This is a genomic window from Providencia sp. PROV236 (assembly GCF_033676985.1).
In the GTDB taxonomy this organism is placed as follows: Bacteria; Pseudomonadota; Gammaproteobacteria; order Enterobacterales; family Enterobacteriaceae; genus Providencia; species Providencia manganoxydans.
In genome coordinates this window covers 1,319,155-1,332,639 of record NZ_CP096297.1, presented here as the reverse complement: position 1 = coordinate 1,332,639, position 13,485 = coordinate 1,319,155, and the positions used below count along the sequence as shown (strand labels likewise).

The 13,485-nt window shown below is 40.2% G+C and carries 11 protein-coding genes; 3 read left to right on the top strand and 8 right to left on the bottom strand.

Annotated features, from left to right (window positions below; translation table 11 throughout):
- Positions 1-270 precede the first annotated feature (270 nt).
- Positions 271-909: a glutathione S-transferase family protein gene (locus M1E96_RS05740; RefSeq protein ID WP_272580168.1), complete on the top strand. Its 639-nt coding sequence runs from the start codon at positions 271-273 to the stop codon at positions 907-909.
- A gap of 330 nt (positions 910-1,239) precedes the next feature.
- On the opposite strand, the gene M1E96_RS05735 is transcribed toward M1E96_RS05740, so the two are convergent.
- The gene (locus M1E96_RS05735; RefSeq protein ID WP_272580169.1) at positions 1,240-1,857 is read right to left on the bottom strand and encodes a malonate decarboxylase holo-ACP synthase; all 618 of its coding nucleotides are present in this window, start codon (positions 1,855-1,857) and stop codon (positions 1,240-1,242) included.
- Positions 1,858-2,074: 217 nt separating this feature from the next.
- On the opposite strand from M1E96_RS05735, the gene M1E96_RS05730 reads away from it, so the two are divergent.
- Complete coding sequence (locus M1E96_RS05730) at positions 2,075-3,043, top strand: FUSC family protein (RefSeq protein ID WP_369427417.1); 969 nt, start codon at positions 2,075-2,077, stop codon at positions 3,041-3,043.
- Between the two features lie 588 nt (positions 3,044-3,631).
- The gene (locus M1E96_RS05725) at positions 3,632-4,273 is read left to right on the top strand and encodes an NAD(P)-dependent oxidoreductase (RefSeq protein ID WP_140182831.1); all 642 of its coding nucleotides are present in this window, start codon (positions 3,632-3,634) and stop codon (positions 4,271-4,273) included.
- A 57-nt stretch (positions 4,274-4,330) separates the two neighbouring features.
- On the opposite strand, the gene M1E96_RS05720 is transcribed toward M1E96_RS05725, so the two are convergent.
- From M1E96_RS05720 to M1E96_RS05690, 7 genes are all read right to left on the bottom strand, one after another.
- Positions 4,331-5,443, bottom strand: a complete 1,113-nt coding sequence (locus M1E96_RS05720; RefSeq protein WP_369427416.1) for a class II histone deacetylase — start codon at positions 5,441-5,443, stop codon at positions 4,331-4,333.
- 285 nt (positions 5,444-5,728) lie between these two features.
- Positions 5,729-6,562, bottom strand: coding sequence for a 5-deoxy-glucuronate isomerase (iolB, locus tag M1E96_RS05715; RefSeq protein ID WP_070925216.1), 834 nt, complete (start codon positions 6,560-6,562; stop codon positions 5,729-5,731).
- Between the two features lie 78 nt (positions 6,563-6,640).
- Positions 6,641-7,534: a myo-inosose-2 dehydratase gene (iolE, locus tag M1E96_RS05710; protein ID WP_070925215.1), complete on the bottom strand. Its 894-nt coding sequence runs from the start codon at positions 7,532-7,534 to the stop codon at positions 6,641-6,643.
- 32 nt (positions 7,535-7,566) lie between these two features.
- Complete coding sequence (iolC, locus tag M1E96_RS05705; protein WP_319066264.1) at positions 7,567-9,471, bottom strand: 5-dehydro-2-deoxygluconokinase; 1,905 nt, start codon at positions 9,469-9,471, stop codon at positions 7,567-7,569.
- Between the two features lie 20 nt (positions 9,472-9,491).
- Positions 9,492-10,625: a Gfo/Idh/MocA family protein gene (locus M1E96_RS05700; RefSeq protein ID WP_140186044.1), complete on the bottom strand. Its 1,134-nt coding sequence runs from the start codon at positions 10,623-10,625 to the stop codon at positions 9,492-9,494.
- Positions 10,626-10,898: 273 nt separating this feature from the next.
- A complete protein-coding gene (locus M1E96_RS05695) occupies positions 10,899-11,603 on the bottom strand; it encodes a 3'-5' exonuclease (protein WP_070925213.1) in 705 nt (234 codons plus the stop codon).
- The gene (locus tag M1E96_RS05690; RefSeq protein ID WP_369427415.1) at positions 11,600-13,471 is read right to left on the bottom strand and encodes a DUF294 nucleotidyltransferase-like domain-containing protein; all 1,872 of its coding nucleotides are present in this window, start codon (positions 13,469-13,471) and stop codon (positions 11,600-11,602) included. Before M1E96_RS05690 ends, M1E96_RS05695 begins: the two co-directional genes overlap by 4 nt.
- Positions 13,472-13,485: the final 14 nt, after the last annotated feature.

The following is a 13,485-nucleotide window of genomic DNA, read 5'->3' as shown; positions in this document are numbered from 1 at the left end:
TTTTATAAATAGTGATTTGTCGAGCTTTAGATATTAAATATTAATAAAATTATCTTCAGTTTTTGTAAACAAAAGAAACCATTTATTTTTATTACTCGCCATTGGTTAATATTTTGGTTATATCTTATAATTAAAAAAATATAGGCTATCGTTCATTCTTTTGTAAAAAGACATTTGTAGCTTCTCTAAAACCCCTTTAAATTGTTAACTTCGTATCATCTTGATCTCACCTTTCATTTTCAGACCTATCGCCTCATGGAGAAAGTGACTATGTACAAACTTTGGATAGCCAATAAAAATTACTCCTCTTGGTCTTTACGTCCTTGGATCTTGCTGAAAGTACTGAATATTCCTTTTGATGAAAATATCTGCTATTTCGAAGTCGGAATTGGAAAAAGTAGTCACGATAAATTTAAAAGCTTTTCTCCATCGGGTTTAGTGCCTTGTTTAGTCGATGGAAAACAAACTGTATGGGACTCACTCGCTATTAGTGAATATTTATATGAAGAATACCCGCAAGTTTGGCCTACAGATAAAAATGCACGTACATGGGCGAGATGCGCTAGCGCAGAAATGCATTCTGGATTTTCAGTTCTTCGTCAAACTTGCCCAATGAATCTCTCTCACCAATCCCCCCTTGAAAAAATATCAAGGGAGTTACAAGCTGATCTAAATCGCCTTCAACAATTATGGCAGGAAGGCTTTACCACTTTTGGAGGACCTTGGCTGGCAGGAGCACAGTTTACTGCGGTAGATGCGTTCTTTGCTCCCATCGCATTTAGAATACGAAGCTATCAATTACCTGTCAGCAATGCAGCACAACAATGGGTTGACCGAATGATTGCTTTACCCGCGATGCAAGAGTGGTATCACTCTGCACTTACAGAGCCAGTGGTCGAACACATTTAAGCTAGCAAAGTGGGGTAAAAACTCACGTTTCCACTTTGTTAGCCATACTTTCAATAATTCAAATTCCGTTAAGCGGTAAGAGCATCCGTCCCAGAGAGCTTATATACATAATTAATGTGGATGAGCGGCGTTAACAATACGGCGACTTGATATATGACGAGTACATTGATGTAAAAAAATTCAACTGCACGAGCATCAAAATTATTTTTTAAACAATGTGATTGAGTTAGCAGCAACTTTATACCTTAAATAATTCAAGATGCAGCTAAACAACAAGCGAGTAAACGTCGCTCTACAACTCTGTAATAGGAGGAATGACAAGTATCAATATTATAAATTAATATCCCACGGATCGGCAGTCATCACATTACCTCGTGGTGTATGTAGAGTCACTTCGTCATTTTTAAACCATTCAGCCAATGAAAAGCCCCCTTTTGGAGTCTCTACATGAATATCTATACGACATAATGGCGTATTTGCTTTAATGGCAAACTCAGCAAAATCTTCTTTTTGGTGCGGTGTTGGACAACGAATAACCACGTCCAAATCGCCATCTGATAACATACTTTGAATATCAGTAACCAATGTATAAGCGCAACTGCCTGTCACTGCCCATGTCCATGGCCAATTATGCTGTGAAAGAAGTAACAGCACTTGTACTGGTGGTAGTGCAATAAACATGGAACGTTGTAGTTCACGTGAATTACTGACAAGGGATGCAACATCCATAATATGTGTAATAGATGATTTATCAATTTGTGTAACAAAGCGTTGTGAGGGTTTAATACCGCGGATCCCAACTGTAAGTTTATTTTCTGCTGCCGCTTCTCTACGCACTACTAATGGCAATTGTTTATTCCATTGAGAAATCACCCATTCAGGTAATGTTTCTACGGGTAAATCATCAAGACTATTGATCCAAACAAAATCATGTGGCTGCACTTGCATTATCTATTCCTTGTTTTCAATCTAATGATGCACTATAGGATTATTATGCATTTTTAAGCCGCAAAAAAATACCGCGCGGCACATTTATACAAAAACAACCATTTATCGTTTACTTTCAATCGATTTAATTGATTCAAAACGGTAAGCTTATAATTATGTTAATATAAAATCATCTTAATAAATAATAACTTATAAAACCTATTGTGAGCATCTTTTTATGAGGGAAATACCAGCAATCAATGACGGACTCATGTTCAGTGGCTGTATGCTATTAAGTGCTTTAGTGGCATTTGCCATTATGGATGTACAAGCCTCTATGTGGGCCGCATTCTCGACATTGTATGCATTTAACCTATTTAATGCGGCTAAAGAGTACAAAAATTATCTTTATACTTCTTTTTGGCTTGTCATGATCCTCGTCGCGATTTTTATCGGTGATACGCTACGATTAGGTACCGCTTTTTATATCTACCTTACCCTCTTTTCTTTTGTTTATTATCAGCTTTACGGGACTGATCCTGTCATGGATCTGACCATGAAATTTATGATTATTATGTCCACCATTGGAACGATCCTACCTGATATTTCTAAAAGCTTAGCATTTGGATTTATTATTGGTAGCAGCGTCACTTTAATAACCTGTTATTTATTAAGTAAAAAAATGCATCGCCGTGCTATTATTACAGGAAGTTTAGTTGAGCAAAATTTATTTACCTTACGTAAATACATTATTCCTCGTTCAATGACCTATGCAATTGGACTGATGCTGTCATTAACCATCCCACTGATGCTTGGCTTAGGCCATTTTTATTGGACATTACTCACCTTTGTATTTGTATTACACCCAAAATCACAGAGTATCATTCAAATCACCTTACAACGTGTTGCCGGAAGCTTACTCTCTGTCGTGTTGCTTTATTTCTTATTTAATACCCCTTTGATGCCTTATATCGGATTAGCGGCGATTGTTGTTTTCGCATTTCTTATGCCAATGAGCTTTCATCATGGCTATACCTTTATGACATTTGTTGTCACCAGCCTGATCCTTTCAGTACTTGAACAAGTGATTTATTGGCGACATCCTGCTTATGTTCTGTTATTTGATAGAATACTAGAAACCGCATTAGGTGGAGCGATTGCGGTAGCCACCAGTATTATTCTTAGATTATTTAGAGATGCGAAGTAATTTCCTATCAGCCCTGTCATGCAGGGCTAATTCAACATCATGATCCCTCTATTATTTCCAATACGAAGTTACTGTGATTATGATTTCGTCTAGCTGAAAACAACATTCCCGCCCCATTAAAGTAAATAGCAATTATATTCTCAATAATTCGAGATGCAGGTAGGCGACAAGTGAAGATAGGCGGGGAGCATAGATAAACTCTATGACTCGACTCGCTGAGTATAGTCAACAACCCTGCAACTTGAAATATAACGAGTATAGAGTGAATGACAACTAAGAAATCATACAGATTTAAATGCTGTGTTGAGCAAATTATCAATTTTTGCCAATTAGCATTACCACCACAAAATCCATCTTTGCAAAGCCACTCGTAATGAAGAGTAAATTGCTAAGGGAATACCACTACATTTATTAACATTACGTTATACTCAAAGGGTACCCACTAAAAATATGACTATTAAAAATACTCTAATACATCAAGATGCAATTAGGTAAAATGCACCAACAATGAAGCCTGATACAAAGACTGTTTTAGCCTAACACCGCAGCTTGAATAACGATGAGTATAATTAACTTGCGGAGCAAACAATGAAAATATCCATTATTGGAGCAACAGGTTTTGTAGGCAAGGCACTTGTTAATGAAGCGCTGCTTCGCCATCATCAAGTTATGGCTATTTCTCGTCATAGTAATCAACTCTCACAGCATGCTCATTTAATCACTATGGCGGGAGATATTACGGATACCCCTTGGCTAACCGCTCGGCTCCGAGGCCAAGATATTGTGATCAGTGCCTTCAATGGGGGTTGGCAAAACCCTAATTTGTATCAAGATACCATAACGGGTAACCAATCTATCTTACAGGCAGTCCGACAATCAGGCGTAAAACGTTTTATTGTTGTCGGCGGTGCGGGTAGTCTCGAAATAGCGCCAGGTGTCGATTTGATTGATTCCCCTGATTTCCCCGCGGCTATCAAACCGGGTGCCCAAGCCGTAAAAGAATTTAAGCAAACCTTACAAACGATACAAGATCTTGACTGGACATTTGTCTCCCCTGCGGCTGTACTTGAATCAGGAGAACGAACTGAAACATTTAGAATTGCAGGCAACCAACTGTTAATGAATGGGCATGTTCCCGCAAAAATTTCAGTGGAAGATCTTGCTGTCGCCATTCTTGACGAAGCCGAAAAACCAAAATTTATTCGGAAACAATTCACTGCGGCTTACTAACTCATACGCTAATACGGTTTGCCCCTAGAAATAGGGAGCAAACCGATTTTCTCTTAATTACAAACCAAATTTGCCTTTGAGCTTATCCAACATTTGTTGTTGAAATAGTTCAAATTCAGCCCTAGGTTGTTGCAAGCCAATAAAATCCAATAATGGATCTTGGACTTCAGTTCTAACCCCCACCATCTCTTCAATCACCGCTAAACCACAAAATGGTACATAAGCTTCCGAGTAGCCGCCTTCATGAACAATAACCAGCTTTCCATCACATAGCCTATCTGCAGCTTCCATGACTAACTGAGTCATTTCTCGAAAACTTTCACTGTGTAATTGCATTCTTGCCAGTGGATCTAATGCATTTGCATCATAGCCACTAGCAACAATGATCAACTCAGGTTTGAAGCGCTCCAAGGCAGGTATGACTATCTGTTTCATTGCATAGATATAGCTATTGTGGCCAGCGCCAGCCAGTAATGGAATATTGAGATTGTACCCTTCACCTTCACCACCACCAATATCATCTTCACCGCTATACCCCGGAGGAAAACATCCGTCTTGATGCAATGAAATGGTTAAAACATCGGAGCGATCCCAAAAAATATGTTGAGTACCATTACCATGGTGCACATCCCAATCAATGACGGCTACACGCTGTATATTAAATTGTTCTTTTGCACGTTCAATCGCTAATGGAATGTTTGCTAGGAAACAAAATCCCATGGATTCATCGGGCAAACAATGGTGCCCAGGTGGTCGAGAAAGGCTATACGCATTATCCAACTCACCGCTAAGTACGGCTTCGACGGCCGCACAGGCTAACCCAGCTGATAATTTAGCAATCTCATAACTACCCGGCCCTAATGGCGCTTCTTTACCTAAGAGCCCGCCACCATTATCGCTGACTTGTTTAAAACGGGTTAAATACGCTTGAGGATGTATTTTTAGCAGAGTTACTTCACTCGCGGGTTCTGCTGAAGATAAAACAAGAGAACGGCTTAGTCCCGAAACGTCCATTAGGCTCTTTAGTCGCCTTTTAGTTTCAGGGGATTCTGCATGTGAAGCCCCTGCGGGCGGTTGTACCCATCCTCCAACAGGTAACGTGGTTGCGTGCAAGCCGGTACTGTGCCAAAAACAATGCTCATCAAAGAAAAAACCTGTTTTACGCTTCATTACTACCTCACTCATCATGTTTTATTTACATAAAATTAACACAATGAATACATCTGAACAGATTAACATATTAATAATGTGATTGATGTAAAATTAAAACAGCATTAATTACATTGGTAACTGGCATTAACAGATACTGTTAATATGACAATAAAAAAAGCCAGCAATGAATTGCTGGCAAAGTCTAGATAACAGATTTTGGTTTTGGTATATACCCTAAATAATTCGAGATGCAGCTAAATCGAGTCAATAACACTGCAACTTGAAGTATAATGAGTATAAAAACTACTTTTTATCACGATGTTTAGCTGCATATTCTTCACTATTAACCCAGTTATGATCTTTCTCCCACGTAAAGAGCCATTTACGTGTTGGTCCAGCCATAACATTCAGGTAATAGTTATCATAACCAGCCATTGTTGCCATTGGGTGATAGCCCTTTGGCACCATTACCACGTCTTTATTATAAACAGCCATACACTCATCTAATTCACGATCATCAGTGTAAACACGCTGCATACAGAACCCCTGAGATGGGTTCAAACGATGATAATAGGTCTCTTCCAGATAAGTTTCTGCGGGTTCATTATCAGTATCATGTTTATGACTTGGATAAGAACTTGTGCACCCTTCATCTGTAAATACCTCAACTACGAGTAAGCTGTCTGCTGATTTATTATCTGGAAGAATGTTATGAACATAACGTTTATTGTTTCCATGTCCACGCTGCTCTGCATCGATGTCATTCGGTCCAATTAAACGTGTTGGGTAAGTTCCTTTACCTTTTGCTTGGCATACGGCTAATTCCAGCGCTGTTTCAGCAGTAACTTCAATAGCTTCTTGTGCGGTTACATAAACAGCATAGGGCTTTTTACGCTCAAAAGGATCCATGCGATCACCGATATTAGCAAATGTTTGCTTTGGTGTTTTGACTGTTGCTTTACCCGCAACTAACACTAAACATACCTCATTTTCCGATGCCGGCAAGGAAATCGACTCACCTTGTTTTAGTTCATACACATCAAAGTGGACATACCCCCAATTAGCTGATTCTGGCGTAATATGCTGAGTACGCTTCTGCTCATCTGGTGAATGATACTTTGATAATAATTTAGACATATCGCTTACCTCGGCTCTAACAACATATTTTAAGCTGCGACAATACATCGCAGCTCAAATTATTAACTTCACTGGCGTTTAAATCAGACCTGCATCTTTAGCAAATTTGTGCAAGTTATTATAGCCCAGTGTCGCATAAGTTAATGGATGGGCAATTGCAGGATCTTGCTCCGCTTCAACCACTAACCATCCATTTTCATATTGGCTATTTTTTAATACTTTAAATACCGCTGGATAATCAACACAACCGTCGCCCGGAACGGTAAATACCCCCGCTAATACGGCATTCAAGAAGCTTGTTTTGCGGTTTTTCACATCTTGTAGTACATCAGCACGGACGTCTTTACAGTGAACATGGTTGATACGTTTTGCCCAACGTTTAGCAACTTCAACAGGATCCGCTCCCGCAAAAGTTAAGTGACCAGTATCGAGTAGTAAGCCAACTTCATCACCTGTATATTTCATTAAATTATCAACATCTTCTGCTGATTCAATGACGGTTCCCATATGGTGGTGATAAGCAATTTGGACCCCTTGTGACAAGGTGTATTTTGCAAATTCAGTCAGTTTTCTACCGTACTCTTCCCACTGATCTGCGGGGAAAAGTGGACGCATGTGTACAGGTTTGTCTTGATCACCATGAATACAGTGTGTGACTTCAGCAAACACCATCACTTTCGCCCCTAAATCACGCAGTAATGCGAGGTGACCTTGAACCGCTTCAATTTCTTCTTCAACGCTGCGAGTCAGTAATTCCCCTGAGTACCAACCAGAAACCAGTTTAAGATCATGTTGTTCCAGGATTGGGCCTAAAATTTCTGCTTTACGCGGAAACTTATTACCGAGTTCAAAACCAACAAATCCTGCCTGACGACCTTCAGTTAAACATGTTTCCAACGGCGTTTCAGCGCCAAGTGTTGGTAAATCATCATTGGTCCATGTCAAAGGGTTAATACCGAGTTGGATTGCCATGATGAGGCTCCTGTGTATAGGTAAAAGTAATATTATTTACGCTGACGCCATAAGGCGATCAGGCCGTGGTAATTGTTTTTAATCGCTTCTACTAGCGCATCATCATCAAGCTCACCCTTCATCCATGCTAATGAAGGCTTACCGAACAATGTGCGGCCTACTGCAAACCCTTTTACAATGGCTTTTCCCGCAGCGGCATTAAAACCTGCTTCTAATTCAGCTTGTGGCGCATCTAACCCCAGTAATACGACACCTCGACAATATGGGTCACGCTCTTGGATCAAGGAATCCACTTCATCCCAATTTTCGGATTGCAGTGGTGGAAGCTTCCACCAGTCAGGTTTGATACCTAAGTTATAGAAACGTTTAATTGCACGTAGATAAAGTTCGTCATTACGTTCCATATCCGCAGGTAAAATAACTTCAAGTAATAATTCATGCCCAGATTGGCAGCAGGCGCTATAGACTTCTTGAACTGTTTTTTCCTGCTCTAAACGTAATGGGTGATTATCTTCTGGATGGAAGAAAACCAAGCATTTCACGATATGCTCTTTTGGCCAGCTAACTAGCTGTGAGCCAATATTGCCATGCTCTAGACACAGTGGACGAGAAGCAGGTAGCTCAATAGGTCGACCAATCCACCAGCCTCTACCTGTAACATCATTCAACACATCTTGGCCAAAAGTGCTGTCGCACAACAACCCTGCTTTACCTTGTAACTCGGCTTCTTCAGCAACTTCACAGCTAGCACGAAAGATCAGTTTTTTCAGATAAGGAATACATGAAATATCTGCACCCGCAGCTCTTGCCATATCAACAAATTGAATACGATGGTCAAAGGCCATTACGCACAATTCATTCCATTGTGTTCCGCGAGTCGTCACACGATGTAAATGATTCAACATAGGATCTAAGTCCGGACGAGGTACAGCCGCAGCACGTTCTAAATAATTATCGAGCTCGACTTTACTTGGCATCGCTGGAGCACAGCCATGACGTGAGACGACTAAAGCCCCACAGGCATTCGCATAAGTACAGGCTTTCTCCCAGCCTTCACCATTTAGATACCCACGTAGTAAACCTGACATAAAGGCATCACCAGCCCCTAAAACGTTAAGTACTTCGACACGAACCCCTTTTACGGTGATCCCTTCATCTAATGTTTCAGGGATCGCTTGAGTAAATACAGAGCATCCCAATGCACCGCGTTTACAAACTAGCTCTGCATCAGTCAATTGGCGAATATTTTTCAGAGCTTGAATAGTGTCAGTCGATCCACCTGCAATGTGAAACTCTTCTTCTGTACCGACTATCAGATCAAATAATGACAAAACTTCTTGCAGCTGTTCCGTCACTTTTTCTGATTCAATAAAACGCGTTTCCCCATCACCAAGAGAGGTCAACCCCCAAAGTACCGGACGATAGTCAATATCAATGGCAGTTTTAACACCATTACGCTTCGCATATTCTAAGGCTTTTAGCACCGCGGAGCGTGTTTTGGGATGAGATAAGTGAGTGCCTGTTATTGCCAAACAACGTGCCGAGGCAATATAGTCTTCGCTGAAATCGTCCGCGGTGATAGCCATATCAGCACAATTTTCACGGTAAAAAATCAGTGGAAAGGTATCTTCATCCTTGATCCCCAAAATCACCAACCCCGTTAATCTATCTTTATCTGTGATTAGATGACTGGTATCGCAACCAACACGTTGTAGCTCTTCACGAAGAAAGCGCCCCATGTGTTCGTCACCCACCCTTGCCAGCATTGATGATTTCAAGCCTTGTATTGCTGTGCCATATGCAACGTTGCCGGAAGAACCGCCTAAGTACTTTGCAAAACTACTCATATCTTCTAGACGTGAACCTATCTGCTGCCCATATAGGTCAACGGCAATACGGCCCATGCAGATCACATCTAGTTTCTTCTGCTTATTCATTAATCACCTCTTAAACAGAATTAATTGATTTCAGTGACTTTAACCCAGCGCTGTTCTTCATAAGAACGTGCGATGGCATCAAGAATGCGTGAGACTTTCCAACCTTCTTCGAAGTCAGGCCACATGTTTTCGCCCATTGCGACACCATCAATTAAATCTCGAACTTCAACTGTTTTTTGATCGTTAAACCCAATACCATGCCCTGCACCATTACAGAATGGCGCATAATCTGGATGCTCAGGGCCCACTAAAATAGTTTTAAAACCTTGGCGGTTACTTGGTTCATCATGTCGATATAGTTTCAACTCAGCCATACGCTCTTGGGTAAAAGATAAGGTCCCTTTCGTTCCAGTGACGACATAGGTCAGTCCCATTTTGCGGCCTGCGGCGATCCTTGAGGTTTCAATTACCCCCATTGCTCCCCCCGAGAAACGTACCATCGCATGCGCCTGATCCTCGTTCTCAACATCAACCATGACAGAAGAACCTGCCTTTTCAGGACGCTGCTTAATAACAATCTCCATATCACCGCAAACCGTCTCAATATCGCCAACTAAGAATTGAGCCATATTAATAATGTGTGCGGATAAATCACCAAGCGCACCTAAACCTGCTTTATCTTTGAAGCAGTGCCAGTGAATTGGGGCGTTAGGATCAGCCATATAGTCTTCATTATGAGTACCATAGAAATGAATAACGTCACCAATTTCGCCATTTGCAATAATTTCTTTTGCAAGTTGTGCAGTTGGATTTTTCATATAGTTAAAACCAACTAATGTTTTAACACCTGCTTTTGCAGCTGCCGCTACCATTTCTTTGGCATCTTGTGAGTTCAAGGCTAACGGCTTCTCGCAATAAACATGTTTACCTTGCTTTATCGCTTCCATAGCCATTTCTTTATGTAGGAAGTTTGGCGAACAAATATCAACAACATCAATGTTTGGATCAGCAACCAGTTTACGCCAGTCATCGGTTGAACGATTAAAGCCCATCTCTTTCGCTCGAGTCTCTGCTAACTCGGGTGTAATTTCTGCGATCATTTCACGAACAAGCTGACCTTTTAATGGGAAAACGGTCGGCGCCTGTGCATATGCGATCGCATGAGCACGACCAATATAACCAGTACCTATCATGCCAATACGGATTTCTTTCATTCTGTACTCTCCCTTCGTGCAGCTCATCTTAGATAGCACAAGCTCAACCGATGTTTGTGCTTGATGTTTTTTAATTGATACTGATGTTATACGGAATATTTATTTCATTTTCAACAAAATAAGGAATATTAATTTCATTATGTGATCTGGCGTTAATTTTTTATTTAATCATTTAATTTATAAAGAAATAAAAATAAAACGATTAGATAGAAAGCTTATAAATGAAATAAAATAAAGGTATAAATGAAATGGAAATTTCAAAAAATACATCAACTATAGTGATCGTTTATAGAGCTGTTTGATGACAGGCGGTTGAGAAGGATAAATCACTTTAGATTGAGCAAGAAATAGCTCTGCGGCAGCAATTGCATCAGAAAGGGCATTATGTGCATCATAATCAGGTAACTGATAACGATTTCGTAGTGCTGACAGACTAAAATCATTACGATTAATATTTTTATGGCTTAATAACGTTTTTTCAATTCGTAAAGTATCAAACCAAATAAATGGTAATTCTTTAATATTCATTGCCTTAGAAAGAAACTCTTGCTCTATCGCACTACCATGAGCCAAAATACACTTATCTTTTGCTTCATGTAAAAAAAGCGCAATAGCATGGGATAATGAGATCCCCTCACTCAATTGCTCTGGTGTGATATGATTAATCACCGCAGTTTCTGCTTTAACTGGCTCGACATCCTTCACATAATAGTGTTGCGCACTTTTAAGAAGAATTCGATTCCCTGCAATCGTAACCATACCGATACTCAAAATTCTGTCTTTTTCAGGGTTTAAACCGGTTGTTTCTATATCAATAGAGAGAATTTTTTGCGCTTCTAACAAACCATCTTCATTGGGTAAAGCCGTTTGTAAAGACTGTTGTAATAATATAGGTAGCTTTTGAGACTTAAGTAATTTCATTCGGCGACGAGCCAAACGTGCTAGTGGCCGTTGAAAACGTAATATAGCGCTTATCATTTCATTATGCCTTTCGCATGATAGCGCTGCTGCGCTGCTTCTTGAGTTCGTGCAATAATGCGAAACGCATCTTTCAAATGATTGCGCTCAAATTGGGTGAGCCGCTGGGGAACAATTAAATTAGTCAATGCATCTCCAGCTAATAATGCTCGACGTTGGCAACCAAACCTAACCTGATTAATAAATAAATACGCTTCTGTTAATTCTTGGCAAGATGCTGCACTAATAATGCCAGAGTCGCGAGCGACCTCAAACCGAGTCATCGTGGATGGTGTAAAAACCCCCGCTTCCAGCGAATACACACGAGCAAGTTCCACAAGCAAGTTAATAGCTTGCTTTTTAATATTAAACGCGCTGTGATTTTCACCATTTTTGACTAATACAAATTGTCTAAACATACCAAGTGGAGGGTTAATTCGCGTTGAATTCGCCACAAGCATTGAAAATAATCGTTTACTGCCTTTTAAGTGTGATTCAGCAGAAAGAACCAGTGAGTCAAAAAGAACTTGGTTTCCATATAAGAAACGAATATCTAAAAACACAGAGATATTTAATAATGCAAGTTGCTCAGGTTCTTTTAACCACTGTTGATAATAGGCTTGCCAATCCGATAATGGCTTACACCATTTAGGATTTGTCGCCATTATATGACCAGGGCAAAGGGAATACCCACACTCATCCAAGCCATAGCAAACATATTCCGCCAGCTGCCTAAACCAGCCTTCTTCTTCTTTAGTAATATCTCGCGCGAGAATAATGCCATTATCTTGATCCGAGAGATAATGCATCTCTTGCCTAGCTTGAGATCCTGCTGCAAACCAACAGTAATCGCAAGGTGGTTCCCCAAGCTCTCTTTCTGCAAGCTTCAATAATTGCTTATTAAAAGCATCAGCAATTAATGTCATCATCAATTGGATCGTATGGGATTGAACTCCTGATTCTACTAAGGATTCAAACACGGATTGTCTTTGTATCCCCAGCGCTTTCAATTCATCAAGGCTATCTTGTCGATATATGCGGCTGATTAAATATACCGCTTGTATACTATTTTTTTGTACTAAACTGGTTGCCGTTAAAACACCTGTGATACGGTGATTTGTCATAACTGGTAAGCTACGAATATTATGCTGCATCATTAATTCAATAGCGTTAATAATGGGGGCATTAGCAGAAATTGTTACAGGATTTTCCGTCATAATTTTGCTAACAGGCTTGGTAATATCTAAACCAAGCGCTACAACACGTTTTGTCAGATCTCGATCAGTAATAATTCCCAGTAATACATCACCCGCCATCACTAATGCCGAAGAACGATGCATCTGTACCATCTCTTGCGCAGCATCTTGAATGCTAGTGCCAGGAGAAATAATAACAATATTTCTATTTTCGATAGAGGAGACAGGATTTAAATAGAGTAAATGATCTTCTGCTAGGCTATTAATTTTTGGCCGTGATGCCAGTCTTTGGCCTTCCTCACATGCAAAGTGATGGCAAACGGCTTGGTTTTGCTCCATCGCGACCAGCAATGCCTCACGCGAAATGCAATAGAGCAATGTATTTTCTATCGCGACCACTTGATACTCACCGGGGAATTCAGGTGTTTTATTTAACACACTGAATCCAAAAACATCCCCAGAACCAAGCCTTGCTCTTAAGGAACCATCTGCATAACGCTGTTCTACCGCCCCAGTTCTTACCAAATATAAACCTTGGCCTGCAATCTGTTGCGGTTTTAACACTTCCCGTTGCGTCAAATAACTAATTTCAACATTATTGATTAGCTGATTTAACTGTTCTTCATCTAAGCGATCAAAGGGATCTCGCTGTGAGATGAATTGCTTAACCATCGGGATAAGTGATGGTTCCATAAGATCTTAACTCC

Coding starts and splice junctions, on each gene's coding strand:
- M1E96_RS05740 (WP_272580168.1), top strand. CDS start 271: ATGTACAAACTTTGGATAGCCAATAAAAATTACTCCTCTTGGTCTTTA.
- M1E96_RS05735 (WP_272580169.1), bottom strand. CDS start 1,857: ATGCAAGTGCAGCCACATGATTTTGTTTGGATCAATAGTCTTGATGAT.
- M1E96_RS05730 (WP_369427417.1), top strand. CDS start 2,075: ATGAGGGAAATACCAGCAATCAATGACGGACTCATGTTCAGTGGCTGT.
- M1E96_RS05725 (WP_140182831.1), top strand. CDS start 3,632: ATGAAAATATCCATTATTGGAGCAACAGGTTTTGTAGGCAAGGCACTT.
- M1E96_RS05720 (WP_369427416.1), bottom strand. CDS start 5,443: ATGAAGCGTAAAACAGGTTTTTTCTTTGATGAGCATTGTTTTTGGCAC.
- iolB (WP_070925216.1), bottom strand. CDS start 6,562: ATGTCTAAATTATTATCAAAGTATCATTCACCAGATGAGCAGAAGCGT.
- iolE (WP_070925215.1), bottom strand. CDS start 7,534: ATGGCAATCCAACTCGGTATTAACCCTTTGACATGGACCAATGATGAT.
- iolC (WP_319066264.1), bottom strand. CDS start 9,471: ATGAATAAGCAGAAGAAACTAGATGTGATCTGCATGGGCCGTATTGCC.
- M1E96_RS05700 (WP_140186044.1), bottom strand. CDS start 10,625: ATGAAAGAAATCCGTATTGGCATGATAGGTACTGGTTATATTGGTCGT.
- M1E96_RS05695 (WP_070925213.1), bottom strand. CDS start 11,603: ATGATAAGCGCTATATTACGTTTTCAACGGCCACTAGCACGTTTGGCT.
- M1E96_RS05690 (WP_369427415.1), bottom strand. CDS start 13,471: ATGGAACCATCACTTATCCCGATGGTTAAGCAATTCATCTCACAGCGA.